Annotated in this window: 22 protein-coding genes; 11 read left to right on the plus strand and 11 right to left on the minus strand. The window is 70.8% G+C overall.

Annotation, left to right across the window (positions count from 1 at the left end; translation table 11 throughout):
- Positions 1–41: 41 nt before the first annotated feature.
- A complete protein-coding gene (locus tag FB462_RS09490) occupies positions 42–2381 on the plus strand; it encodes a RelA/SpoT family protein (protein WP_229666693.1) in 2340 nt (779 codons plus the stop codon).
- 15 nt (positions 2382–2396) lie between these two features.
- Here the strand turns inward: FB462_RS09490 and FB462_RS09495 are convergent, their stop codons facing one another.
- The 3 genes from FB462_RS09495 to deoC form a co-directional block, all read right to left on the minus strand.
- Positions 2397–2939, minus strand: a complete 543-nt coding sequence (locus FB462_RS09495) for a hypothetical protein (protein WP_141861555.1) — start codon at positions 2937–2939, stop codon at positions 2397–2399.
- 88 nt (positions 2940–3027) lie between these two features.
- Positions 3028–3978, minus strand: coding sequence for an ROK family protein (locus FB462_RS09500; protein ID WP_141861557.1), 951 nt, complete (start codon positions 3976–3978; stop codon positions 3028–3030).
- A gap of 137 nt (positions 3979–4115) precedes the next feature.
- Positions 4116–4877 carry a deoxyribose-phosphate aldolase gene (deoC, locus tag FB462_RS09505; RefSeq protein ID WP_373286836.1) on the minus strand — a complete coding sequence of 254 codons (762 nt, stop codon included), beginning with the start codon at positions 4875–4877 and terminating at the stop codon, positions 4116–4118.
- A 42-nt stretch (positions 4878–4919) separates the two neighbouring features.
- On the opposite strand from deoC, the gene FB462_RS09510 reads away from it, so the two are divergent.
- The 4 genes from FB462_RS09510 to FB462_RS09525 all read left to right on the plus strand — a co-directional run bounded on the left by FB462_RS09510 (position 4920) and on the right by FB462_RS09525 (position 9152).
- A complete protein-coding gene (locus FB462_RS09510; RefSeq protein ID WP_141861559.1) occupies positions 4920–6452 on the plus strand; it encodes an SDR family oxidoreductase in 1533 nt (510 codons plus the stop codon).
- Positions 6449–7051: a GDSL-type esterase/lipase family protein gene (locus FB462_RS09515; protein ID WP_058743211.1), complete on the plus strand. Its 603-nt coding sequence runs from the start codon at positions 6449–6451 to the stop codon at positions 7049–7051. Before FB462_RS09510 ends, FB462_RS09515 begins: the two co-directional genes overlap by 4 nt.
- Positions 7051–7491: a DUF6804 family protein gene (locus FB462_RS09520; RefSeq protein ID WP_229666691.1), complete on the plus strand. Its 441-nt coding sequence runs from the start codon at positions 7051–7053 to the stop codon at positions 7489–7491. Before FB462_RS09515 ends, FB462_RS09520 begins: the two co-directional genes overlap by 1 nt.
- Positions 7492–7598: 107 nt before the next feature.
- Entirely contained in the window at positions 7599–9152 is a 1554-nt protein-coding gene (locus FB462_RS09525; RefSeq protein ID WP_141861561.1) for a stealth conserved region 3 domain-containing protein, read from the plus strand.
- A gap of 181 nt (positions 9153–9333) precedes the next feature.
- On the opposite strand, the gene FB462_RS09530 is transcribed toward FB462_RS09525, so the two are convergent.
- From FB462_RS09530 to ctaE, 5 genes are all read right to left on the minus strand, one after another.
- Positions 9334–10293: a phosphodiesterase gene (locus FB462_RS09530; protein WP_114851188.1), complete on the minus strand. Its 960-nt coding sequence runs from the start codon at positions 10291–10293 to the stop codon at positions 9334–9336.
- 192 nt (positions 10294–10485) lie between these two features.
- Positions 10486–12174 carry a cytochrome bc1 complex cytochrome b subunit gene (qcrB, locus tag FB462_RS09535; protein WP_058743208.1) on the minus strand — a complete coding sequence of 563 codons (1689 nt, stop codon included), beginning with the start codon at positions 12172–12174 and terminating at the stop codon, positions 10486–10488.
- Positions 12174–13241 (minus strand): cytochrome bc1 complex Rieske iron-sulfur subunit, encoded by a 1068-nt coding sequence (gene qcrA / locus FB462_RS09540; protein WP_058743207.1) that lies wholly within the window; start codon positions 13239–13241, stop codon positions 12174–12176. The genes qcrB and qcrA overlap by 1 nt, the downstream gene beginning before the upstream one ends.
- A gap of 33 nt (positions 13242–13274) precedes the next feature.
- Positions 13275–14078 (minus strand): cytochrome bc1 complex diheme cytochrome c subunit, encoded by an 804-nt coding sequence (gene qcrC / locus FB462_RS09545; RefSeq protein WP_058743206.1) that lies wholly within the window; start codon positions 14076–14078, stop codon positions 13275–13277.
- 21 nt (positions 14079–14099) lie between these two features.
- Positions 14100–14738 carry an aa3-type cytochrome oxidase subunit III gene (gene ctaE / locus FB462_RS09550; RefSeq protein ID WP_141861563.1) on the minus strand — a complete coding sequence of 213 codons (639 nt, stop codon included), beginning with the start codon at positions 14736–14738 and terminating at the stop codon, positions 14100–14102.
- Between the two features lie 70 nt (positions 14739–14808).
- On the opposite strand from ctaE, the gene trpD reads away from it, so the two are divergent.
- Positions 14809–15864 (plus strand): anthranilate phosphoribosyltransferase, encoded by a 1056-nt coding sequence (gene trpD / locus FB462_RS09555; RefSeq protein ID WP_141861565.1) that lies wholly within the window; start codon positions 14809–14811, stop codon positions 15862–15864.
- A gap of 215 nt (positions 15865–16079) precedes the next feature.
- Here trpD and glpK read toward each other — a convergent pair whose 3' ends face one another.
- Positions 16080–17591: a glycerol kinase GlpK gene (glpK, locus tag FB462_RS09560; protein WP_141861567.1), complete on the minus strand. Its 1512-nt coding sequence runs from the start codon at positions 17589–17591 to the stop codon at positions 16080–16082.
- Between the two features lie 92 nt (positions 17592–17683).
- On the minus strand, positions 17684–18406 hold the full coding sequence (locus tag FB462_RS09565; protein ID WP_058742687.1) for an MIP/aquaporin family protein: 723 nt from the start codon (positions 18404–18406) through the stop codon (positions 17684–17686).
- A gap of 310 nt (positions 18407–18716) precedes the next feature.
- Between FB462_RS09565 and dhaK the strand changes: the two genes are divergently transcribed.
- Genes dhaK through dhaM form a run of 3 tightly spaced genes read left to right on the plus strand, consistent with a single transcriptional unit; the run spans position 18717 to position 21094 of the window.
- Positions 18717–19718 (plus strand): dihydroxyacetone kinase subunit DhaK, encoded by a 1002-nt coding sequence (dhaK, locus tag FB462_RS09570; RefSeq protein WP_141861569.1) that lies wholly within the window; start codon positions 18717–18719, stop codon positions 19716–19718.
- Positions 19719–19748: 30 nt separating this feature from the next.
- Positions 19749–20375 carry a dihydroxyacetone kinase subunit DhaL gene (gene dhaL / locus FB462_RS09575; protein ID WP_141861571.1) on the plus strand — a complete coding sequence of 209 codons (627 nt, stop codon included), beginning with the start codon at positions 19749–19751 and terminating at the stop codon, positions 20373–20375.
- Positions 20372–21094 carry a dihydroxyacetone kinase phosphoryl donor subunit DhaM gene (gene dhaM, locus FB462_RS09580; protein WP_141861573.1) on the plus strand — a complete coding sequence of 241 codons (723 nt, stop codon included), beginning with the start codon at positions 20372–20374 and terminating at the stop codon, positions 21092–21094. Before dhaL ends, dhaM begins: the two co-directional genes overlap by 4 nt.
- Positions 21095–21147: 53 nt before the next feature.
- On the opposite strand, the gene FB462_RS09585 is transcribed toward dhaM, so the two are convergent.
- Positions 21148–21765, minus strand: coding sequence for a TetR/AcrR family transcriptional regulator (locus FB462_RS09585; protein ID WP_141861575.1), 618 nt, complete (start codon positions 21763–21765; stop codon positions 21148–21150).
- A 56-nt stretch (positions 21766–21821) separates the two neighbouring features.
- Here FB462_RS09585 and FB462_RS09590 point away from each other — a divergent pair, with 56 nt between their 5' ends.
- On the plus strand, positions 21822–23042 hold the full coding sequence (locus tag FB462_RS09590; protein WP_141861577.1) for a beta-ketoacyl-[acyl-carrier-protein] synthase family protein: 1221 nt from the start codon (positions 21822–21824) through the stop codon (positions 23040–23042).
- A gap of 87 nt (positions 23043–23129) precedes the next feature.
- Entirely contained in the window at positions 23130–24167 is a 1038-nt protein-coding gene (locus FB462_RS09595) for an alcohol dehydrogenase catalytic domain-containing protein (protein ID WP_141861578.1), read from the plus strand.
- Positions 24168–24269 lie beyond the last annotated feature (102 nt).

The raw sequence follows: 24269 nt of genomic DNA on the forward strand, positions 1-24269 counted from the left end.
TTGCTGGACCGTACCCGGACACCGGTCGTTGGAGGCGCACCATGACGGACACCCGTGAGTCCACGCCCCAGGGTGCGACCGAGCCCGGTGCGAGCCGTCCCGGCTCCGCACCGCGGCCGACGAGTCCGCTCGGTCCGAACACGACCGGGAACATCGGGTCGCTCCGGTCCCTGCTGCCGCGGCTCTTCTCGCGGGCGCAGCCGGCCGGCGCCGTCGACACGTTGATCCGGACGGTGCGGTCGCACCACCCGAAGGCCGACGTGACGCTCATCGAGCGGGCGTACTCGGTCGCGGAGCGCGCGCACGACGGGCAGAAGCGCAAGTCGGGCGAGCCGTACATCACGCACCCGGTGGCGGTCGCGCAGATCCTCGCCGACCTGGGGATCGGCACGATCACGATCGCCGCAGCGCTGCTGCACGACACCGTCGAGGACACGGACTACCAGCTCGACGAGCTCCGCGCAGAGTTCGGCGACGAGATCGCGATGCTCGTCGACGGTGTCACGAAGCTCGACAAGGTCAAGTACGGCGACAGCGCCCAGGCCGAGACCGTCCGCAAGATGGTCATCGCGATGTCGAAGGACATCCGCGTGCTCGTCATCAAGCTCGCGGACCGTCTGCACAACGCCCGCACGTGGGGCTTCGTCGAGTCCGCCTCCGCCACGCGCAAGGCGAAGGAGACGCTCGAGATCTACGCGCCCCTGGCGCATCGGCTCGGCATCCAGATGATCAAGCTGGAGCTCGAGGACCTGTCGTTCGCAGTCCTGCACCCGAAGCTCTACGTCGAGATCGACAGCCTGGTCAAGGAGCGGCAGCCGAAGCGCGAGCAGTTCGTGCAGAACGTGATCGGCACGCTCAAGAAGGACCTGAAGGCGTCGAAGATCCGCGGCGACGTGATGGGCCGACCGAAGCAGTACTACTCGATCTACCAGAAGATGATCGTCCGCGGGCGCGAGTTCGACGAGATCTACGACCTGGTCGGGATCCGCGTGCTCGTCCCCACCGTGCGCGACTGCTACGCCATGCTCGGCTCGGTGCACGCCCGCTGGACCCCGCTGCCCGGGCGCTTCAAGGACTACATCGCGACCCCGAAGTTCAACCTGTACCAGTCGCTCCACACCACGGTGCTCGGACCCCAGGGCCGTGCGGTCGAGATCCAGATCCGCACGCACGAGATGCACCAGCGCGCCGAGTTCGGGGTCGCGGCGCACTGGAAGTACAAGCAGCGCGCCCAGGGCCGTGACGTCGACACGACGACCACCGACGACCAGGACATGGCGTGGCTCGCCCACATCACCGACTGGCAAGCGGAGACGAGCGACCCGGGGGAGTTCCTCGACTCGCTCCGGTACGAGATCGGCGCGAAGGAGACCTACGTCTTCACGCCGCAGGGCAAGGTCATCGGTCTGCCCGCCGGTGCGACCCCGGTCGACTTCGCCTACGCCGTGCACACCGAGATCGGGCACCGCACCATGGGTGCCAAGGTCAACGGTCGCCTGGTGCCGCTCGAGAGCCAGCTGTCCAGCGGCGACGTCGTCGAGATCTTCACGTCGAAGAACCCCGACTCGGGCCCGAGCCAGGACTGGCTGACGTTCGTCCGCAGTCCGCGCGCCCGGAACAAGATCAAGCAGTGGTTCACCAAGGAGCGCCGCGAAGAGGCGATCGAGCAGGGTCGCGACGCCATCGCGCGGGCGATGCGCAAGCAGAACCTGCCGCTCCAGCGCATCATGAGCCAGGACTCCATCTCCGAGGTGGCCTCGGCGATGCGGTACGAGGACGTCTCCGCGCTCTACGCGGCGATCGGCGAGGGACACGTCTCCACGCAGTCGGTCATCGAGAAGGTGCTCGCGGGCGTCCAGACCGAAGCCGAGACCGACGAGCCCGAGCTCGCGTTCCCGCGGCAGGTGACGAGCCGACAGCTCCGCAACAGCGACAGCGGGGTGCTCGTGCGCGGGGCGCCCGACATCCTCGTCAAGCTCGCCAAGTGCTGCACCCCGGTGCCCGGCGACCAGATCGTCGGCTTCATCACCCGCGGCCAGGGCGTCTCGGTGCACCAGGCCTCGTGCACGAACGTGAAGTCGCTCATGAACGAGCCCGACCGCATGATCGAGGTCGAGTGGGCACCGTCGTCGAAGTCGGTGTTCCTCGTGCAGATCCAGATCGAGGCGCTCGACCGCTCCGGCCTGCTCAGCGACGTCACGCGGGTCCTGACCGACCACCACGTCAACATCCTGTCCGCCACCGTCTCGACCTCGTCGGACCGCCTGGCGCTGAGCCGCTTCGTGTTCGAGATGGGCGACACGACCCACCTGGACCGGGTGCTCAACGCGGTGCGGCGCATCGACGCGGTCTACGACGTCTACCGCGTCAGCGCCGGCTGACGTGGGACCAGCCGATCACGCCCCGAGGAGTGCGTCGAGCCGCCTCGCGGCCTGACGGACCATCGGGACGGTCCCGAGTGCGTCCAGTGCGACCCGGACCGCCTCGGGCTCGGTCGCACGCACCGCGAAGACCCCCCGCACGGCGTCCGCGGCGTCGGGGTCGAGGTTCCCGGTGGCGCGGAGCAGGTCGACGACCGTGCGGACCGGTGTCGTCACGCGCACGCCGTCGAGCGTCACGGTGTCCTCTGGCCCGATGCGTACCTGCCGCACGCGCACGGTCGTCACGTCGGCGACTCGGACGCCGAGGGGTGCGGCCGCCTCCGCCGGCTCCGGAGCAGACGACCGACCGCCCCAGATCCACGCCGCACTGCCCCCGCACGCGACGAGCCGACGTTCTGGCACGTCGACCGCCCAGGCTTCGGCACGGAGCGACGGCACCTGAGGCTCGGCGACGGAGGCCCAGCAGGACCCCACCGGCACGAGCTCGCCGGCGAGCACGGCGGCGCGGAGCTCCGCCTCCGGCCAGTCCGCACTGGTCAGGAGTCGGGACGACGGCACCCGGCCATCCTGCCGGAGCGTGCACCGGCAGGACAGCCACTGTGGACAACCGCAGGCGCCGTCGGCGCACGACGGCAGCCGCAGGACCTCAGCGCAGGACGTCGGCGCGGTGCACGAGCGCGGCGGCGCCGATCAGCGGTCCGTCCTGCGACAGCCCCGTCGGCACGATGCGCACCTTCGTCACGAAGCCGAACTCCACCCGCTCGGCGACGGCCTGGCGGGCGTACTCGAACAGGTCGGGGGAGACGTGGGAGAACCCGCCGCCGATGGCGACGACCTCGAGGTCGACCAGACTGGTCGCCGCGGCGATCGCCTGCCCGAGCGCGCGGCCGCTGCGCTTGACGGCGGCCACCGCGACCTCGTCGCCGGCGGCGTAGGCGGCCGCGAGCTCCTCGCCGGTGGTCCCCGTGAACCCCTGGCGCTGCGCCCAGGCGACCGTCTTCGGGCCGCTCGCGACGGCTTCGAGGCAGCCGGTGCCGCCGCACGCGCACGGGTCGTCGAACCCGCCGCACTCGACGTGTCCGACGTGGCCGGCGTTGCCGGTCGGGCCGCTGACGGTCCTGCCGTGCAGGATGAGTCCGCCGCCGACCCCGGTCGAGACGATCATGCCCATCACGTGGTCGTGTCCCTGCGCGGCGCCCACCCAGTGCTCGGCGAGCGTGATCGCGAGGCCGTCCATGCGCAGGGTCACCGGGACGTCGGCGGAGACGTGGGCAGCGACGCGGTCGCGGAGCGGGTACCCGCGCCACACCGGCATGTTCAGCGGCGAGACGAGTCCGTGCTGCTCGTCCACGGGACCTGCGGAGCCGACGCCGACACCGACGAGCAGGCCGTCCGCCGGCAGTGCGGCGAGGGCGCTCGTCACGACCTCGTCGACGGCCGCCTGCAGTTCCTCGGACGTGCGTCCCGGCCCGGTGGGGCTGCGGAAGCGCGTGGCCGGGAGGACGACGCCGGCGTCGGTCACGAGGGCTGCTTCGACCTTCGTGCCGCCGAGGTCGACGGCCAGGGCGAGGGGGACGAGGACGGTGCTGTCGGTCATGCGCGCTCCGATGCGGCGGACGGGAGGCTCGGGGCGGCCGGTCGACGCATCGTCGCGCCCGGTACGACCCGGCCCGGTGCGGGTCGGTCAGGTGGTGCGGTCCCGGCCGCGGGTGCGGTCGGGACGGGTGGATCTGCTCAGTAGGACGAGGAGTCGTCGCCGAGCGACGACGCGGCACCGGTCTGTGCGCGGTGCGCGACCTCGTCGAGGATGCGCGCGGAGGCGCTCGTCCCGATGCGGTCGGCTCCGGCCTCGACCATCTCGAGCAGCGTGTCGAGCCCGCGCACACCGCCGGAGGCCTTCACCCCGGTGCCCGCGCCGACGGTCTCGCGCATGAGCCGGATGTGCGGGGCGGTCGCACCGTCGCCGGCGAACCCGGTCGACGTCTTCACGAACGCGGCACCCGCTGCCTGGGCGGCACGCGAGGCCGCGACGATCTCGTCGTCGGTCAGGAACGCGGTCTCGAGGATGACCTTCACGACGGTGTTCCCGGCGGCCTGGACGACCGCGCGGACGTCGTCCTCGACGCGCTGCCAGTCGCCGGACCTCGCGGCACCGATGTTCTGCACCATGTCGAGCTCGAACGCACCGTCGGCCAGGGCCTGCAGCGACTCGGCGACCTTGGCGCCGGCCGAGGTGGTGCCGTGCGGGAAGCCGATGACCGTCCCGACGCCCACCCCGGTGCCGGTCAGGCGCTCCACGGCGTGCGCGACGTCGCTCGGGCGGACGCACACGCTGAAGACCCGGTACGCCGCGGCCTCGTCGAGCTGGGCGTCGACGTCGGCGCGGGTGAGCTCGGGCTTCAGGATCGCGTGGTCGATGAGGGCCCGCACGGCGTCGGCGTCGATCGCGTGCGGTTCGGCTGCGTGCGGGTCATCGGGGAGCGCTGCGTTGTCCACCCGGCAAGCCTACCCGGAGGCGACCGGCGTACCGTGCCCCGCATGCACGTCCTCGTCACCGGCGCCACCGGGTACATCGGCGGCCGACTCGTCCCCCGTCTCCTCGAGGCCGGACACCAGGTCCGGGTGTTCGTGCGGACCCCCCGGAAACTCCAGGACGTCCCCTGGCACGACGACGTCGAGGTGGCGCAGGGTGACCTGCAGGACGCCGTCGCCGTCCGGTCCGCCGTCGACGGCGTCGAGGCGGTCTACTACCTCGCGCACGCGATGGGGGCCGACGGCGACTTCGAGCAGGCCGAGCGCCAGGCCGTCGAGACGATGGCGCGCGAGGCGAAGTCCGCCGGGGTCCGGCGCTTCGTGTACCTCGGCGGGCTGCACCCCGACGGCGAGCTGTCGAAGCACCTGCGGAGCCGGAAGGAGGTCGGGGACGTGCTGCTCGCCTCCGGCGTCCCCACGATCGCGTACCAGGCCGGCGTCGTGATCGGGTCCGGAAGCACCTCGTTCGAGATGATCCGGCACGTCACCGACGTGCTGCCGTGGATGCCGGCGCCGCGGTGGGTCCGCAACCGGATCCAGCCGATCGCCGTCCGGGACGTCCTGTACTACCTCGTCGCCGCGCTCGACATCCCGGCCGACGTCAACCGCACGTTCGACATCGGCGGCCCGGACGTCCTGAAGTACGGGCAGATGCTCAACGGCTACGCGGTCGAGGCGAAGCTGCCGCAGCGTCGGTTCACGGTGCTCCCGGTGCTCACGCCCGGGCTCTCCGCGCACTGGTTCAACATCGTGACGCCCATCCCGCGGAAGCTCGCGACGCCGATCATCGAGTCGCTGCAGTTCGAGTGCATCCAGCGCGAGCACGACATCGACGACGTGGTGCCGCGTCCCGAGGGCGGGCTGACGTCCTACCGACGAGCGGTCCGGCTCGCGCTCGCCCGGATGCGGAAGGGCGAGGTCGAGACGAGCTGGCGCAGCGCCACGCTCGCGGCGACCCCCGCGGACCCGCTGCCGAGCGACCCGGACTGGGCCGGGCACACCGTCTACGTCGACGACCGCCGCCGACACACCTCCGCCTCAGCCGAGGACGTCTGGCGCGTCGTCGAGGGCATCGGCGGTGACAACGGGTGGTACTCGTTCCCGCTCGCCTGGGTCGCCAGGGGCTGGATGGACAAGCTCGCCGGCGGGGTGGGACTGAGCCGCGGCCGCCGCGACCCCAGGCGGCTGGAGCAGGGCGACGCCCTGGACTGGTGGCGGGTCGAGCGCCTCGAGCGTGGGCGGTACCTGCGCCTGCGCGCCGAGTTCAAGTCGCCGGGTCGCGCCTGGCTCGAGATGACCGTCACACCGAGCGACGGCGGTGGGAGCGACTACCACCAGCGGGCGATCTACTTCCCGCAGGGGCTGTCCGGACGGCTCTACTGGTACTCGATACTGCCGTTCCACGGGGTGATCTTCCCCGGGATGGTGGAACGCATCACGGCCGCCGCCGAGCGCGAGTCCGAGCACACGGAGTCGACGGGGCGCAACTGGACCCAGCACAATGGGTCCGAGGCACCCGTCCACGAGGAGGCAGCATGACCGATCGGCCAGCCACGACCGAGGGACACGGACCGCTCCTGTTCCTGGGTGACAGCATCACCGAGCAGGGCTCCTGGGACGCCTGGCTCCCGGGCGAGCACGTCGTCAACCAGGGCATCGGCGGGGACACCACCGACGGCGTCCTCGAGCGTCTGGACGCCGTCGTCGCCGAGCAGCCGGAGGCGATCGTCCTGCTCATCGGCACCAACGACTTCGGCAACCACCGCGCGAGCGTCGAGCACGTCGTCCGCGGGGTCGAGTCCGTCCTCGTGACCCTCCGACGCGAACTGCCGGGTGTCCGCCTGCTCCTCGTGTCGATCCTGCCCCGACAGGCCGAGTGGGCGGCGAAGATCGACGCGGCCAACCGGCACCTGCGCCAGTTCGTCGCCACCTGCCACGCGCAGTACCTCGACCTCTGGCCCGCCCTCGCCGACGGCGACCACCTCGACGAGCGGTACACCGACGACGGCCTGCACCTGACCGAGGACGGCTACCGCGCCGTCGTCGCGGAGCTCGAACCCGCCCTCGAGCGGCTCCGTGGGCTCCCGCCGATGTCGCGCCCGATCCAGGCGATCGACCTCGAGGAGGCCGGCGCCTGATGGCACGGAAGGGTCGGCCCCCGGCGGGGTCGTCGCTCACCGGCGTGCCCTCGTCGCGACCGGGCACCGCCGGCCGCGGGGCGACCACCGCGAAGACCACCCCGCCGTTCACCCGGCCCGCCCTCGCGCCGTCGCTCATCGCGGCGATGCTCCTGCTGGCGTTCGTGGCGATCATCGACTCATCGGCGTTCGTGTTCGTCCGGTGGGGCGTGACCGTGCTCGCGCTCATCGTGCTCGTCTTCGCGGTGCGGGGACGCACGTGGTGGGCCGCCGTGGCGATGGCGGCCGTCGCGGTCTGCTGGAACCCGGTCGTCGTCGTGCCGATCCCGGGGCAGGTCTGGGCCGCCCTGCAACTCGTCGTGGCCGCGCTGTTCGTCGCTGTCGGGATCCTCGTCAAGGTGCCACGTCAGGCGGACGCGAGCAGCGCCTCCAGGCCGTAGCGCACCACGTCGTCGGCGCGAGCCGACCCGCCGACCGGGGTGACCGCCGGACGGTAGGATCACAGGAGCCGGGCGCAGGGCCCGGCGACACGATCCGAAGGGCATGGATGAGCCACGAGACCGAGCCGGCGACCGAGAGTCCTCTGCTGAACCCTCGACCGTCCTCGGGCGGTCTCGACCGTCCCGACGTCGTCGTCCGCAAGGGACGGCTGACCCTGGTCAACGGGCACCTGACGCCCCAGCAGTCGATGATCGAGGACCTCCTGTTCCTCGACGACGCGCTCACCGCCGGCGACGTCGACCACCTGCTCATCCGCGGCAACGACCAGCGACCCGTGATCGCGGTCGACGAGCGAGACCGCCAGCGGGCCGAGAGCGCCGTGATGGCCGCCTCGGCGAACGAGCCGTTCTACGCCAAGCCGCCGGGCAAGCCCGCGGTGCTCGTCATCGACGACGGGCTCGGTCCGGTCGAGGAGCCGGTCCTGCGGGTGTTCCGCCCCCGCCTCGAGCCGCTCGGGCGCTTGCGCTACGGGGCGGAGACGAGCGTCCAGCTCGAGTTCTGGCGCGTGACCGACACCGAGGTGCTCGCGCCGAAGGAGAACGCCCTCATGCGGCGTTCCCTGCCCGTCGAGGAGTTCGTCGTCGTGGACATCGAGCGGTACGGCCGCACATGGCGCACCGTCGAGCACATGTTCGAGGACCACGTGTCGGACATCCGCTTCCCGGTCGACATCGTCTTCTCGTGGGTCGACGGCAACGCGATCGAGTACCAGCGCGCCCGCCAGGCCGCGCAGGCGAACGCCGTGCTGGGGGAGGGCGACGACGCCCCCGCCCGCTTCCGGCAGATCGACGAGCTGAAGTACGCGCTCCGATCGGTGCACACCTTCGCCCCGTGGATCCGGCAGATCTACATCGCCACCGACTCGCCGGCGCCGCACTGGCTGGCCGACCACCCGAAGGTGCGGATCGTCCGGAGCGAGGAGTTCTTCGCGGACCCCTCCGTGCTGCCCACGCACAACTCGCAGGCCGTCGAATCGCAGCTGCACCACATCCCGGGCATCAGCGAGCACTTCATCTACTCGAACGACGACATGTTCTTCGGTCGCTCGGTCGACCCGTCGGTGTTCTTCAGCCCGGGGTCGGTGACGAAGTTCATCCTCGCGACGACCCGGATCGGGCTCGGCTCGAACAACCCGGCACGCAGCGGGTTCGAGAACTCCGCCCGGGTGAACCGTCGCCTGCTCCAGCAGCGCTTCGGCGCGGTGACCACGAGGCACCTCGAGCACGCGCCCACGCCGCTCCGGGCGTCGATCATGACCGAGATGGAGCACGAGTTCGCGGACGAGTTCCGCGCCACCGCGGCGTCGCGCTTCCGGGCCGCCGACAACATCTCGGTGACGAACTCGCTCTACCACTACTACGCACTGCTGACCGGTCGCGCGATCATGCAGGAGAACGCCACCGTCCGGTACGTCGACACGACGATGCAGTCCGGGCTCAAGGCGCTCGACGACCTGCTCAAGAAGCGGAACGTCGACTTCTTCTGCCTGAACGACGGCAGCTTCCCCGAGGTCTCGGACGAGGAGCGGACAGCGCGCGTCACGGAGTTCCTGGAGCGGTACTTCCCGTTCCCGGCGCCGTGGGAGCGTACCGCGGAGTAGCGCTGGCGCCCGGCGCCGAGCGTGCCGGATCTGGGACGCTCGGCGCCGTCAACCGACGTCCTGTGCACGCTCGGCGACGCGCTCACGGGGTGTCGTGCGTGTTCGGCGCGCACCGACGCGGGCAACGCGAGGCCGCAGCACCGCGATGACGCAGCGCTGCGACTCCGCGTCGCCGCGCTCGTCAGCGGCGGACGGGGCTGGTAGGGACCGCGTCGAGCGTGAACACCGGGATGCTCGCCGTGACCGGGGCCGGCTCGACCGCGGCCGGGATGGACACCCCCGCGGCCGCGAGACGTGCTTCGGTCTCCGTCGCGGAGACGGGCTGCCCGACGGTCGAGTAGTGCCCGACCGGGACCACCGAGTGCACGACGTTGTTGCCGTAGACGTGCACGAGGTTGAACGACTGCGCGCCGTCCTGTCCCCGGGTTCCGCCCTGGTACTCCGTCAGGTCCTGCGTGTAACACGTGGCGCTGGCGACCGAGACCGGGATGCCGGCGAACACCGCGCTCGTGGAGTAGTGGAGGTGACCGGCGATGATCGCGATGACGTCGGAGCCCTCGACGACCTCGGCCAGGGCCGCCTGGTCACGGAGCTCGACGAGGACGGCGAGGTCCTGGACGCTCGGCACGGGCGGGTGGTGCATCGCGAGGATCGTGCCGTGCGGCGCTGCCTCGGAGAGGACCTCGGCGAGCCAGTCGAGCTGCGCGGGGGAGACCTCGCCGTGGTGCTGGCCCGGGACGCTCGTGTCGAGGGTGATCACGCGCAGTCCGTTCACGTCGTACACGAAGTCGACGGGGCGGTCGGTGGGCTGCAGGCCGAAGAGCTCCTGGCGGAAGGCGCCGCGCTCGTCGTGGTTGCCCATGGCCCAGATGACCTGCGCGCCGATCCGGGCCGCGGCCGGCTCGACGATGTCGCGGACCCGGGCGTAGGCGCCGGGCTCACCCTTGTCGGCCACGTCGCCGGTGACGACGATCGCCTCGGGGTGGGTCCCGGAGGCCTCGATGTCGGCGATGATCGCCTGCAGCCGCGCTGCGGAGTCGACGTCTCCGTAGAGGTCGCCGTCACCCGCCACGAGGTGGGTGTCGCTGAGGTGGAGGAGGAAGTGGTTCGGCCTGGGGTGTTCGGCCGTCCGGCTGTCCATCGGTGTCTCGTTCCGTTGGCGGATGCGTGGTGCAACACAGTGCCACACCGTTCTCCACGAGTCCACCACTCGTTCTTGAATCCGAGGTGAACCGGAAGCGTGTTTCTCTGAAATTGAGGCGAACGAACGAGCCCCCCGACCACGAAGTGGACGAGGGGCTCGTTCGTTCTTGCCGAGAAGTGTAGCTGGGTGTCAGTGGTTCCCGGCACCGACCGCGGGGGCCGGGGTGGTGCTGTCGATCTCCGGACCGTGGTGAGCGGCGTGCGCGGCCTCGAGCTCGGACTTCGTGACCGGAGCGATGCGGTCCTCGAAGAAGAAGCGGGAGAGGCGTGCACGGGTCTTCTGCACCGCGGTGATCCGACCCTTGGCGTCCGGACGGATCATGAGGGGCTTGTACTCGTTGAACTGCAGGAGCTTCCAGCGCTCGTACTCGTCGAGCTGCTCGTGCACCTCGATGTACTCGCCGTGCGGCAGGCGGACGATGCGGCCCGACTCGTAGCCGTGCAGGACGATCTCGCGGTCCTTCTTCTGCAGCGCGAGGCAGACGCGCTTCGTGATCCAGAAGGCGACGAACGGGCCGAGGACCGTCGTGGCCTGGATGACGTGGATCACGTGCTCGATCGACACCATGAAGTGCGTGGCGATGATGTCGGACGAGGCAGCCGCCCAGAGCGAGGCGTACAGCGTGATGCCCGCGGCACCGAAGGCGGTGCGGGTCGGGGCGTTGCGCGGACGGTCGGCCAGGTGGTGCTCGCGCTTGTCACCGGTCACCCACGCCTCGATGAAGGGGTAGATGAACATCGCGATGATGAGGAACATCAGGACCGCGATCGGCACGAGGATGTTGAACGACACCGTGTAGCCGAACCACACGACCTCCCAGTGCGGCGGCACCAGACGGAGCGCGCCGTCGGCGAAGCCGATGTACCAGTCGGGCTGGGTACCGGCGGACACCGGGGACGGGTCGTACGGGCCGTAGTTCCAGATCGGGTTGATCGTGAACAGCGACGCGATGAGGGCCAGGATGCCCGCGACGATGAAGAAGAAGCCACCGGCCTTCGCGGCGAACGCCGGGAGGATCGGGACACCGACGACGTTCTCGTTCGTCTTGCCCGGACCCGCGAACTGCGTGTGCTTGTTGATGACGACCAGCACGAGGTGGACGCCGAGCACCGCGACGAGGATCGCCGGGAGCAGCAGGATGTGCAGCGTGTACAGGCGGCCGACGATGTCTGTGCCCGGGAATTCGCCGCCGAACAGCAGGTAGGCGATCCAGACGCCGATGACCGGGACGCCCTCGATCATGCCGACGATGATGCGGAGACCGTTGCCGGAGAGCAGATCGTCGGGGAGCGAGTAGCCCGTGAAGCCCTCGGCCATGGCCAGGATCCACAGCACGAAGCCGAAGACCCAGTTGAGCTCACGCGGCTTGCGGAAGGCACCCGTGAAGAACACGCGGGCCATGTGCAGCATGATCGAGGCCACGAACAGCAGGGCCGCCCAGTGGTGGATCTGCCGGACGAAGAGTCCGCCGCGGATGTCGAACGAGATGTTCAGCGTGGACTGCAGGGCGGTCGACATCTCGACGCCCTTCAGCGGCACGTACGAGCCGTTGTAGACGACCTCGGTCATCGACGCCTGGAAGAAGAACGTCAGGAACGTCCCGGAGAGCAGTACGACGACGAAGCTGTACAGCGCGACCTCGCCGAGCATGAAGCTCCAGTGGTCGGGGAAGATCTTCCGCCCGACCTCCTTCACGAGGCCCGAGATGCTGGTGCGCTCGTCGATGTAGTTCGCGACCCCGCCGATGATGCGGGATCCGCGCTCCGGCGCCGGCTTCGTGGCCGTCGACGAAGGGGTGGTGGTTGTGGTGCTGGTCATCAGCGTTCACGCTCCCAGAAGGACGGTCCGACCGGCTCGTGGAAGTCGCTCTGGGCGACCAGGTAGCCGTCGTCGTCGATCGCGATCGGAAGTTGGGGGAGGGGACGTGCGGCCGGGCCGAAGATGACCTCGCAGTTGTTCGAGACGTCGAACGTCGACTGGTGGCACGGGCACAGCAGGTGGTGCGTCTGCTGCTCGTAGAGCGCGACCGGGCACCCGACGTGGGTGCAGATCTTGGAGTAGGCGACGATGCCGTCGTAGCCCCAGTCCTCGTGCCCCTTGGCGGGGTTGAGGTCCTTCGGGTCGAGGCGCATGAGGAGGACGGAGGCCTTGGCCTTCTCCTCGAGCATGTGCTCCGAGTCCAGCATGCCGTCCGGGATCACGTGGAAGACCGAACCGATGGTGACGTCGGAGGCCCGGATGGGGAGGCCCGTCGGGTCCTTCGTCAGGCGCATGCCCGACTTCCAGAACGTGTGACGGAGCAGCTCGTTCGGGTCCTCTGCCGGGGCGAGGTCACGGACGAGGACGATGCCGGGCAGCGGGAACGCGGCCAGGGCGCCGATCATCGAGTTGCGGATCAGCTTGCGGCGGCTGAACCCGGACTCCTTGTCGGCGAGCTGGAACGCCTCGACCGCCTTGGCGCGGGTCGCGTCGGTCCCACGGGTGGGGTGGCGCATCTCGGAGATCTCGCGGTCGACGACGAGCGTCTTCGACCAGTAGACGGCGCCGAGGCCCAGGGCGATGAGCGCGAGGGCGATGGCCAGGCCGAGCCAGAGGTTGCCAGCGCGGACGGTGCCGAAGTTCTCTGGGTCGATCGGGAACGCGACGTAGGCCGCGATCGCCAGGACGCTGCCCACGATGGACAGGTAGAAGAACGTGGCGACCTGACGCTCGGCCAGGCGCTGCTTCTTCGGGTCGACGTCGGTGCGGCGCGCGCGGTGCGGCGGCTCGCCCGGGTTCTCGAACGGGTCGGCGGGAACGACCGCCGTGCCTGCCGGGGTACTGGTCGTGCCGTGCTTCTCGACAGCCGAGGACGAGCTCAGTGCCTCGTCGTCGTGCTCTGCCATGGTGTTCCCTTCAGTGTCGTTCGACACGGACGATCAGTTGGTCTTCGCGGTCAGCCACACGGTCATCGCGACGACCGCACCGAGACCGAAGATCCAGATGAACAGACCCTCTGCCACCGGGCCGAGGGAGCCGAGGGCGAAGCCGCCAGGCGACTTGTTGTCCTGCACGTACTTGAGGTACGTGATGATGTCGGCCTTCTGCTCGGGCGTGAGGTTCAGGTCGTTGAAGACCGGCATGTTCTGCGGGCCGGTGGCCATGGCCTCGTAGATGTGCTTGCCGGAGACCGTCTGCAGGTTCGGCGCGTACTTGCCCTCGGTCAGCGCACCACCGGCACCGGCCACGTTGTGGCACATCGCGCAGTTGATGCGGAAGAGCTCGGCGCCCTCGGCGGCGTCGCCCTTGCCGTCGGTCAGCGACGTGGAGGGGACGGCCGGGCCGGGGCCGAGCGAGGCGACGTAGGCACCCATCGCGTCGATCTGCTCGTCCGTGAACTGGGCGGGCTTCTCCTCGGCCTGCGGGCCCTGGGCAGCCATCGGCATGCGACCGGTGCCGACCTGGAAGTCGACCGACGCGGCGCCGACACCGATGAGGGACGGGCCCTCGCTCGTGCCCTGCGCGTCGAGACCGTGGCAGGTCGCGCAGTTCGAGGCGAAGAGCTTCTGGCCCTCGTTCACCTTCGACTGGCTCGAGGCCACGGTGGTCGTGCTGTCGTCGGCGTTGGCCGTCGAGCTGAACAGCGCGTACGCACCGCCGGTGGTCATGAGACCCACGACGATGAGCGACACGGTCGCCATCGGGGAACGGCGGCCCTTCTTGGACTTGGTTCTGTTGAACATGCTGTGCGGGGTGTCCAGTTCCTACTTGAGAAGGTAGATGACGGCGAAGAGACCGATCCAGACCACGTCGACGAAGTGCCAGTAGTACGACACGACGATCGCGGTGGTCGCCTCCTTGTGCCCGAAGTTCTTGGCGGCGAAGCCACGACCCAGGGTGAGGAGGAACGCGATGAGACCGCCCGTGACGTGCAGGCCGTGGAAGCCGGTGGTCATGTAGAACGCGGAGCCATAGGCGCTCGAGGAGAGCGTGACGCCCTCATGCCAGAGGTTGGCGTACTCGAAGATCTGGCCGCAGACGAAGATCGCGCCCATGCAGTACGTGACGAAGAACCACTCCGTCATGCCCCAGTCCTTCGGGTTCCAGCTCGTGCGGTGCACCTGGAAGCGTTCGGCGGCGAAGACCGCGAACTGGCAGGCGAAGCTGGACAGCACCAGGATGATCGTGTTCACGGAGGCGAAGGGCACCTCGAGCTTGGACGTCTCGGTCGCCCAGAGCTCGGGCGAGGTGCTGCGCAGCGTGAAGTAGATCGCGAACAGGCCGGCGAAGAACATGACCTCGCTGCCCAGCCACACGATCGTCCCCACGGCAACGGCGTTCGGCCTGTTCAGGACCGGACCGCTGGCGGATCTGGAGAGAGGGGTGCTAGTCACGTCCACCATTATGGCCGAAACCTGTGACAGTGTTTTCGCAGCAGACTGGCGGGTCTCTCGAACTCACTACGATCAAGGCATGTCGCTCTCACTCTCCTGGCCTGCGGTGATCAGCGCGCTCATGGCGCGCGAGGACCTCTCGATCAGGCAGTCCACATGGGCCATGGAGGAGATCGTCCAGGGGCGTGCGACAGCAGCACAGATCGCCGCGTTCGCCGTGGCCCTGCGTGCGAAGGGCGAGACCGTCGACGAGGTCGTCGGGTTCCGCGACGCCATCCTCGATGCCGCTGTCCCACTGGACGTGGACCCGATGGCGCTCGACATCGTCGGCACCGGCGGCGACGTCGTGGGTACCGTGAACGTCTCGACGATGGCCGCGATCGTGATCTCCGCCTCGGGCGTGCCGGTCGTCAAGCACGGCAACCGCGCGAGCTCGTCGAAGTCCGGATCGAGCGACGTGCTCGCCGCCCTCGGGCTCGACCTGACGATGGACGCGGTGCGGGTAGCGGACACGTTCCGGCGTGTCGGTCTGACCTTCGCCTTCGCGAGCGCGTTCCACCCCGGCTTCGCGCACGCGGCTCCGGTGCGCCGCGAGATCGGCGTGCCGACCGTCTTCAACTTCCTCGGCCCGCTCGTCAATCCCGCCCGGTGCGAGGCGAACGCGGTCGGTGTGGCCCAGCTCGAGCTCGTGCCGATCATCACGGGCGTGTTCCAGACCCGCGGCGCCACGGCACTTGTGTTCCGCGGTGACGACGGCCTCGACGAGCTCACCACGACCGGGCACTCGCACATCTGGGAGGTCACCGGTGGCCGCGTGATCGAGCACGACCTCGACCCGCGGGACCTCGGGATCGCCCGCGCGCGTACCGAGGACCTGCTCGGCGGTGACCCGGAGCACAACGCCGCCGTGGTCCACCGGGTGCTGGCGGGGGAGACCGGCCCGGTCCGGGACATCGTCCTGCTGAACGCCGCCGCGGGACTGGTGTCCTTCCGGCTCGCCGAGGACCCCGACCAGGCCGATCGGCCGATCCTGCAGCGCTTCCGCGAGCAGCTCGTCGTGGCCGCCGAGGCGATCGACTCCGGCGCAGCGGCGCAGAAGCTCGCCGACTGGGTCGGCGCGGCCCCCGCGGCCTGACCCGGCGACGCCGCGGCGTCGAGCGGCGACCCAGCCGAACCTCCGAGACACCGCCGAACCGCCGAGACGCCCCCGGATCCGGGGGCGTCTCGCCGTCGTGGCGGCGTCTCGCGAGCAGGCGCACCAGCGGACGCACCAGCAGGCCACGCACTGGAGGCGCGGTGCCGGTCCGTCGGACCGGCACCGCGCCTCCAGGCGGTCACCTCACACGCGGGTCAGCGCACGTCCTCGTCGACCCAGTCGAAGGTCTTCGTGACGGCCTTCTTCCAGAGGCGGAGCTGACGGTCGCGCTCGGCGTCGTCGAGCTGGGGCTCCCAGCGCTTGTCCTCCTGCCAGTTGGCGCGCAGCTCGTCCAGGTTCGCCCAGAACCCGACGGCCAGACCGGCGGCGTAGGCGGCACCGAGGGCGGTGGTCTCCGCGACGACCGGTCGGACGACCGGCACGTTGAGGATGTCCGCCTGGAACTGCATGAGGGCGTCGTTGGCGGTCATGCCGCCGTCGACCTTGAGCTCCGTCAGCTCGACACCGGAGTCGGCGTTGACCGCGTCCAGGACCTCTCGGGTCTGGAGCGCCGTCGCCTCGAGCGCGGCGCGGGCGATGTGGCCCTTGTTGACGTAGCGCGTCAGGCCGACGAGGGCACCGCGGGCGTCCGGACGCCAGTACGGCGCGAACAGACCCGAGAACGCCGGGACGAAGTAGACGCCGCCGTTGTCCTCGACGGTCTTGGCGAGTGCCTCGACCTCGGGGGCGCTGCCGATGATGCCGAGGTTGTCGCGGAGCCACTGGATGAGCGAACCCGTGACGGCGATCGAGCCCTCGAGCGCGTAGTGCGTCTCCTGGTCGCCGAGCTTGTAGCCGACGGTGGTGAGCAGCCCGTTCTCGGAGCGGACGATCTCGGTACCGGTGTTGAAGATCAGGAAGTTGCCGGTGCCGTAGGTGTTCTTCGACTCGCCCTGGTCGAACGCCGCCTGGCCGAAGGTCGCGGCCTGCTGGTCGCCGAGGATGCCGGCGATCGGGACCTCGCGGAGCAGGTTGGACGACTCGACGTGGCCGTAGACCTCGGAGGAACTGACGATCTCGGGGAGCATCGACTTCGGCACGCCGAAGTCGGCGAGGATGTCGTCGCGCCAGGACAGCGTCTCGAGGTCCATGAACAGCGTGCGGGACGCGTTCGTGACGTCGGTCTTGTGCACGCCGCCGTCGGTGCCGCCGGTCAGGTTCCAGAGGACCCAGGTGTCGGTGGTGCCGAAGAGCAGGTCGCCGGCCTCGGCCTTCTCGCGCGCACCCTCGACGTTCTCGAGGATCCAGGCGATCTTGGTGCCGGAGAAGTACGTGGCGAGGGGCAGGCCGACGATCGACTTGTAGCGGTCGGTGTCGCCGTCCGCGAGCTCGTCGACGATCGCCTGCGTGCGGGTGTCCTGCCAGACGATGGCGTTGTACACGGCCTTGCCGGTGGTCTTGTCCCAGACCACTGCGGTCTCGCGCTGGTTGGTGATGCCGACCGCGGCGACGTCGTGGCGGGTGATGTCCGCGCGGGACAGCGCCTGGCCGATGACCTCGCGCGTGTTGTCCCAGATCTCCGCGGGGTCATGCTCGACCCACCCGGCGCGCGGGAAGATCTGCTCGTGCTCCTTCTGTCCGACGGAGACGATCGAACCGGAGTGGTCGAAGACGATCGCTCGGGTCGAGGTGGTGCCCTGGTCGATGGCGACGATGTAGTCGGCCATTGGTGCTCCTTTGCGGGTGTGTTCGGTGCGTCGGTCGGCGCGGGGCGTCGACCGGGGCCGGCCCCGGGTGGGGCCGGCCGGTGCGGGAGGGGTCAGACGAGGGGGAGGAGGGCCTTCGACAGCACGGCTGCGAGCGCGCCACCGACGAGCGGTCCGACGACCGGGACCCAGGCGTATGACCAGTCGCTGGAGCCCTTGCCCTTGATCGGCAGGAGGGCGTGGGCGATGCGCGGACCGAGGTCACGGGCGGGGTTGATGGCGTAGCCGGTCGGGCCACCGAGCGAGACACCGATCGCGATCACGAGGAAGGCGACGGGGATCGCGCCGAGCTCGGCCGGGGTCTTGCCGTTGGTGAAGGCGATGACGACGAAGACGAGGACGAAGGTGCCGATGATCTCGGTCACGACGTTCCAGCCGTAGGAGCGGATCGCCGGGCCGGTCGAGAAGACGCCGAGCTTCGCTGCTGCGTCCGGCTCCTCGTCGAAGTGCTGCTTGTAGGCGAGCCAGACGATGACCGCACCGATGATCGCGCCGATGAGCTGCGCGATCCAGTACAGGAACATCTGGCCGATGGTGATGTTGCCGAGGATCGCCTGCGCGAGGCTGACCGCGGGGTTGAGCTGGCCGCCGGACTTGTACGAAACGGTGACACCGGCGAAGACCGCGAAGCCCCAGCCGATCGTGACCATGAGGAAGCCCGCACCGAAGCCCTTCGACTTCGTGAGGGAGACTGCGGCGACGACACCGCCACCGAGGATGATGAGCATCGCCGTACCGACGAGCTCCGAGAGGAAATTGACGCCGATGCCGTCCATCGGTGACCTCCTGTGCGTAGGGGTCGGGGGTCCGGTGGTGCTGCGTCCGGCACTCCCCGTTGAGTGATTGGGGCCGAGCATAGTGACGCGGATCGCCGCTGCGCGATGCGCCACCGAGGGAAGTTCGCGAAAGTGCACGAACGTGCATGCCCGGTGTGCGGTTGCCCATCAGGAGCCGTCGCCACGCGCGCATCGTGCTGCACGAACGTGCACATGGACCGAACAGGTGGCCGCTGTAGGGTGAACGCACTCCGGTCGACGACGGCGGTGTGGCCCCGTCGCGAGCGGCCCCGCCACCGTGGAGGACAGCATGAAGAAGCTCATCAACGATCCGCAGGCCGTCGTCACCGAGACCGTGCGCGGTTTCGCCCGGGCGCACGCCGACCACGTCGTCCTCGTCGAGGACCCGATCCACCTGCACCGCGCGGACGCTCCCGTCGCCGGCAAGGTCGGGATCGTGAGCGGCGGCGGCAGCGGGCACGAGCCCCTGCACGCCGGGTTCGTCGGGTACGGCATGCTCGACGCCGCCGTCCCCGGCCCGGTGTTCACGAGCCCGACCCCGGACCCGATCGTCGCCGCGACGAAGGCCGTCGACGGGGGAGCCGGGGTGCTCCACATCGTCAAGAACTACACCGGCGACGTGCTCAACTTCGAGACCGCCGCCGAGCTCGCCGGCATGGAGGACGTCCGGGTCGAGAGCGTCGTGGTCGACGACGACGTCGCGGTGCAGGACTCGCTCTACACGGCCGGACGCCGCGGGGTCGCCGGCACGGTCGTCGTCGAGAAGTGCGCGGGTGCCGCCGCCGAGCGGGGCGACGACCTGGACGCCGTGGCCGCCGTCGCGCGGCACGTCAACGACGTCACCCGCTCGATGGGACTCGCGCTGTCCTCCGGCACCGTCCCGCACGCGGGGGAGCCGTCCTTCACGCTCGCCGACGACGAGGTCGAGCTGGGCATCGGCATCCACGGCGAGCCCGGGCGGGAGCGGATCCCCATGGCACCGGCCGACCAGCTCGTCGACCGGGTGCTCGAACCGATCCTCACGGACCTCGACGCGCCGGCCGGGTCGGACCTGCTCCTGCTCGTCAACGGCATGGGCGGCACGCCGCTCGCCGAGCTCTACATCCTCTACCGCCGCGCGGCCGAGGTGCTCACGGACCGTGGCCACCACGTCACGCGTAGCTTGGTCGGGGACTACGTCACGTCCCTCGAGATGCAGGGGTTCTCGCTCACCGTCACGGTTCTCGACGACGAACTCACCGCCCTCTGGGACGCCCCGGTGGAGACCCCGGCCCTGCGCTGGGGCCGCTGACACCGCCCACCCTCCAGGAAGGAACACGAATTGGCGCTCGACACCGCATGGGCCCTCGACTGGGTGCGTCGCACCGCGTCGACCATCGACGACCACCGGGCGGAGCTCGTCACGCTCGACCGTGAGATCGGCGACGGCGACCACGGCGAGAACCTCGACCGCGGGTTCCGCGCGGTCGTCGAGGCGCTCGACTCCGGCTCCTTCGACTCGCCCGGAGCGGTGTTCAAGGTCGTCGCGACGAAGCTCATCTCGACGGTCGGCGGCGCCGCCGGCCCGCTCTTCGGCACCGCGTACCTCAAGGCCGCGCAGGCCGCCGGTGACGCGTCGGAGCTCGACGCGGACACGCTCGTCGCCGTGCTCACCGCGGCGCGCGACGGGGTCGTGTCGCGCGGCAAGGCCGAGGTCGGCGACAAGACCATGGTCGACGCGTGGACGCCCGCCGTCGACGCCGCCGCGACCGCCGCGACCGCCGGCGAGGCCCCCGAGCGTGTGCTCGAGGCCGCCGCAGACGCCGCGGCCACCGGTGCCGAGTCGACCGACCCGCTCGTCGCCCGCAAGGGCCGCGCGAGCTACCTGGGGGAGCGCGCCGTCGGGCACCGCGACCCGGGCGCGCAGTCGACGGCGTACATCCTGCGCGCGGCGGTGGACGCCGCGTGACGGTCGGCATCCTGGTCGTCTCGCACAGCGCGGCGATCGCGACCGGCACCGTCGAGCTTGCACGCCAGATGGCCGCCGACGTCCCGATGTTCGCGGCCGGCGGGACCGAGGACGGCGGGATCGGGACCTCCTTCGAGGCGATCACCGCAGGGTTCGAGGAGCTCGGCGCGGCCGACGCGGTCGTCGTCCTCTGCGACCTCGGGTCCGCCTACCTGACGACGGACACCGCGCTCGACTTCCTCGACGACGACGCGCGGGCACGCGTGTTCGTCTCGCAGGCGCCCCTGGTCGAGGGCACGGTGGCCGCCGCCGTCGCCGCCCAGACGGGCGGCGACGTCGACGCGGTGCTCGCTGCCGCGGCGACCGCCGCAGCCTCCGAGGCGGAGGCGAGCAGTGCCTCCCGTGCGGACGGCGACCAGCCTGGAGGCGCGGGGCCGGGTGTCGGGGCCGCCAGCGTCGACGACGTGGCCGCGTCCTCGACCGTCGAGTTGGTGAACGAGAGCGGCCTGCACGCGCGACCGGCCGCGGAGTTCGTGAAGACCGCCACGAAGCACGAGGCGACCGTCCGCGTGAACGGCGTGGACGCGAAGAGCCTGCTCGCGATCATGGCGCTCGCCCTGCCGAAGGGCGCGACCGTGACCATCGAGGCGACCGGCGCCGACGCGCAGGACGCCGTCGACGCGCTGACCGCGCTGGTCCGGTCCGGCTTCAGCGAGTGACCGCACGCTGACCGTCCCGCGTCCGTCCGCGCACGCGCCGGACGGACGCGGGGTCAACCGGTGACCGAGACGGTCCCGGCGAGGTCGATGTCCGACGGCCCGCCGGTCACCCCGGCGTCGGCGAGGAGCGTCGCGCCGAACACCGCGCTCCAGAACGTCCGGGCGTCCCGGGCGACGCCGTTCGGGCTCCGCCAGCCGTGCTCGGTGACGACCCGGTCGAGGTACCGCTCGGACTGCCGGAAGAGCAGGGCGAGCAGCAGCCGCACGCGCTCGCGCAGCGCCGGGTCGCCGCCGGTGGTCGCGAGGGCGCGGACGACGAGCGGGGTGGACGGCATGGCGAGGGCCGTGCGGGCGAGGACGCTGCGGAATCCCTCCGGCGTGCGGGAGCGGCGTCCGGCGGCCTGCAACCGCGATGTGTCACGGAGGAACAGTGTGAAGGCGGCGTCGAGGACGAGCCGGTCCTTCGACCCGTAGTGGTGCGTGATCTGGTTCGGGTAGACGCCCGCGGCGCGGGCGATCTCGCTGACGGTGACGGGTGCGGTGGTCGCCGGGTCCTCGTCCGTCGCCGCGTTGGCTGCCTGGACGTCGCGGAGCAGCGCCGCGGTCGCCTCGAGGATGCGTGCGCGGGTCGCCGCGCCGCGCGCGGTGCCGCCGTCCGTCGTGGTTGCCACGTTCCGATTGTACGTGGTACAACTCCACTTGTCTGCTGTACAAGAAGGAGTTCCCCGTGCACCTCTCCGTCTCCGGCCTCGGCGCCGTCTCCCCGTTCGGTCACGGCGTCGACCCGCTCTGGGACGCCGTCGTCGGCGGACGGTCCGGCGTCACGCGGCTCGACCGCGACGGCGGGTTGTGGGACGCCGTGCCGATCCGGATCGGGGCCCCGGCGGCGCTCGACGCCGACGCCGCACTCGGCCGCGTCCGCGCGAACCGGCTCGACCGGAGCCAGCAGCTCGCGCTCGTGGCGGCCGCCGAGGCCTGGGCGGACGCCGGCTCACCGGAGGTCGACGGCGACCGGTTGGCCGTCGTCGTCGGGACCGGCATCGGGGGAGTGGAGACCCTGCTCGACGCCCACGACGTGCTCGGGACGGGTGGGGCGCGTCGGGTGTCACCCCGGACGGTGCCGATGCTCATGGCGAACGCCGCCGCCGCGCAGATCAGCATCGAGCGCGGGGCCCGCGGCGGCGCGTACACGACGGTGTCGGCGTGCGCGTCCGGTGCCGAAGCGATCGCGGTCGCCGCACGGCTCATCGTGACGGGGGAGGCCGACGTCGTGATCGCCGGAGGGACCGAGGCCGCGGTGACACCGGTCACGATGGCGTCCTTCGCGCAGTCGCAGGCGCTCGCGAAGCCCGGCGACGACGACCCGGCGACGCTGTCCCGCCCGTTCGACGTCGACCGGCGCGGGTTCGTGCTCGGCGAGGGCGCCGGGTTCGTCGTCCTGGAACGGGCCGAGCACGCCGCCGGCAGACGGCACCGGTCCCGGGCGGTCCTGGCCGGCTGGGGCGTCACTTCGGACGCGCACCACGTCACCGCACCGCTCGCGGACGGCAGCGAGCAGGAGCGCGCGATGACCGCGGCGATCCGGATGGCCGGACTGACGGGCGCGGACGTCGACCACGTCAACGCGCACGCGACGAGCACACCAGTCGGGGACGTCGGCGAGGCGGCTGCGATCCGGCGGGCAGTGGGGGAGCACGCCCTCGTCACGGCGCCGAAGGGGGCGATCGGGCACATGTTCGGTGCGGCCGGGGCGGTCGAGACGATCCTGACCGTGCGGGCCCTGGAGACCGGGACGGTGCCGCCGACGCGCAACCTCGAGCACCTCGACCCGGCGGTCGAGCTCGACGTCGTGGCGGAGGCTGCGCGGCGGGCGCCGCTGCGGGCGGCGCTCAACAACTCGTTCGGGTTCGGCGGGCAGAACGCGTCGCTGGTACTGACGGCGGCGTGACCGCGGCGCGGTGGGGCGTCCGACCGTCCGGCGGTCCGTCTGTCCGTCCGTCCGTGTGTCGGTCTGCCCTTCTGTCAGGATGAGCGCGTGCGCGCAGTCCAGTACGAGCAGTTCGGTACCCGCCCCGTCATCGTCGACCTGCCGACGCCGACCCCGCCCTCCGACGGCGTCGTCGTCCGCGTCGCGGCGACCGGCGTCTGCCGGAGCGACTGGCACGCCTGGAAGGGCCACGACGACTCGGTCCGGCTCCCGCACGTGCCGGGTCACGAGTTCGCCGGCGTCGTCGACGCGGTCGGCCCCGGGGTCACCCGCTTCACCGTCGGCCAGCGCGTCACGGCACCGTTCGTCTTCGCGTGCGGCACGTGCGACCAGTGCCGTGACGGCGCCACCCAGGTCTGCACGCGCCAGGAGCAGCCCGGGTTCACGCTGCCCGGCTCCTACGCCGAGGCCGTCGTCGTCCCGCACGCCGACGTCAACCTCGTGGCGCTGCCCGACGAGGTCGGGTTCGCCGAGGCCGCCGGGCTCGGCTGCCGGTTCGGCACGGCGTACCACGCCCTGCACACCCGCGGACGCGTCGCTGCAGGGGAGTGGGTCGTCGTCTTCGGCTGCGGCGGGGTGGGGATCTCGACGGTCATCGTCGCCCTCGGGGCTGGTGCGCGGGTCGTCGCGGTGGACGTCTCGGCCGCTGCACTCGAGCGTGCGGCCGGACTCGGGGCCGCCACGGTCACGATGGGCGACGGCGCGGTCCGGACGGTCCGGGAGCTCACGAGTGGCGGCGCGCACGTGTCCGTCGACGCGTACGGCAGCCGTGCGACCTCGGTCGCCGCGGTGGCCTCGCTCCGGCCGCGGGGGCGACACGTGCAGGTCGGCCTGCTGCTCGACGACGAGGCGATCCCGGCGATCCCGATGGGCCGCGTGATCGGTGACGAACTGGAGCTGCTCGGCAGCCACGGGATCGCGGTCGGCGAGTACGTCGCGATGCTCGAGGAGGTCGTCGCCGGGCGACTCCGGCCGGCGGAGTCGATCGGCCGGACGGTCGGGTTCGCGGACCTGCCGGACGAGCTCGTCGCGATGGACGGGCCGCCGACGTCTGCGGGCATGACCGTCGCGGTCTTCGAGCGGTAGGGCAGCGGCGACAGCCCACCCTCGGACCATGCCGCGTCGACCTGAGTTGACATAATATGCATTATCGGCGCTTGCTCGCGGCGTGGTCCGTTCGACTCCAGG

Source organism: Curtobacterium citreum (assembly GCF_006715175.1).
In the GTDB taxonomy this organism is placed as follows: domain Bacteria; phylum Actinomycetota; class Actinomycetes; order Actinomycetales; family Microbacteriaceae; genus Curtobacterium; species Curtobacterium citreum.

Bases quoted from the DNA above. Each gene is read 5' to 3' on its own strand.
- FB462_RS09520 (WP_229666691.1), top strand. From the start codon at position 7,051: ATGGCACGGAAGGGTCGGCCCCCGGCGGGGTCGTCGCTCACCGGCGTG.
- FB462_RS09565 (WP_058742687.1), bottom strand. From the start codon at position 18,406: ATGGACGGCATCGGCGTCAATTTCCTCTCGGAGCTCGTCGGTACGGCG.
- FB462_RS09515 (WP_058743211.1), top strand. From the start codon at position 6,449: ATGACCGATCGGCCAGCCACGACCGAGGGACACGGACCGCTCCTGTTC.
- trpD (WP_141861565.1), top strand. From the start codon at position 14,809: ATGTCGCTCTCACTCTCCTGGCCTGCGGTGATCAGCGCGCTCATGGCG.
- glpK (WP_141861567.1), bottom strand. From the start codon at position 17,591: ATGGCCGACTACATCGTCGCCATCGACCAGGGCACCACCTCGACCCGA.
- FB462_RS09530 (WP_114851188.1), bottom strand. From the start codon at position 10,293: ATGGACAGCCGGACGGCCGAACACCCCAGGCCGAACCACTTCCTCCTC.
- qcrA (WP_058743207.1), bottom strand. From the start codon at position 13,241: ATGGCAGAGCACGACGACGAGGCACTGAGCTCGTCCTCGGCTGTCGAG.
- qcrB (WP_058743208.1), bottom strand. From the start codon at position 12,174: ATGACCAGCACCACAACCACCACCCCTTCGTCGACGGCCACGAAGCCG.
- qcrC (WP_058743206.1), bottom strand. From the start codon at position 14,078: ATGTTCAACAGAACCAAGTCCAAGAAGGGCCGCCGTTCCCCGATGGCG.
- FB462_RS09490 (WP_229666693.1), top strand. From the start codon at position 42: ATGACGGACACCCGTGAGTCCACGCCCCAGGGTGCGACCGAGCCCGGT.
- FB462_RS09525 (WP_141861561.1), top strand. From the start codon at position 7,599: ATGAGCCACGAGACCGAGCCGGCGACCGAGAGTCCTCTGCTGAACCCT.
- ctaE (WP_141861563.1), bottom strand. From the start codon at position 14,738: ATGGTGGACGTGACTAGCACCCCTCTCTCCAGATCCGCCAGCGGTCCG.
- FB462_RS09510 (WP_141861559.1), top strand. From the start codon at position 4,920: ATGCACGTCCTCGTCACCGGCGCCACCGGGTACATCGGCGGCCGACTC.
- FB462_RS09500 (WP_141861557.1), bottom strand. From the start codon at position 3,978: ATGACCGACAGCACCGTCCTCGTCCCCCTCGCCCTGGCCGTCGACCTC.
- dhaK (WP_141861569.1), top strand. From the start codon at position 18,717: ATGAAGAAGCTCATCAACGATCCGCAGGCCGTCGTCACCGAGACCGTG.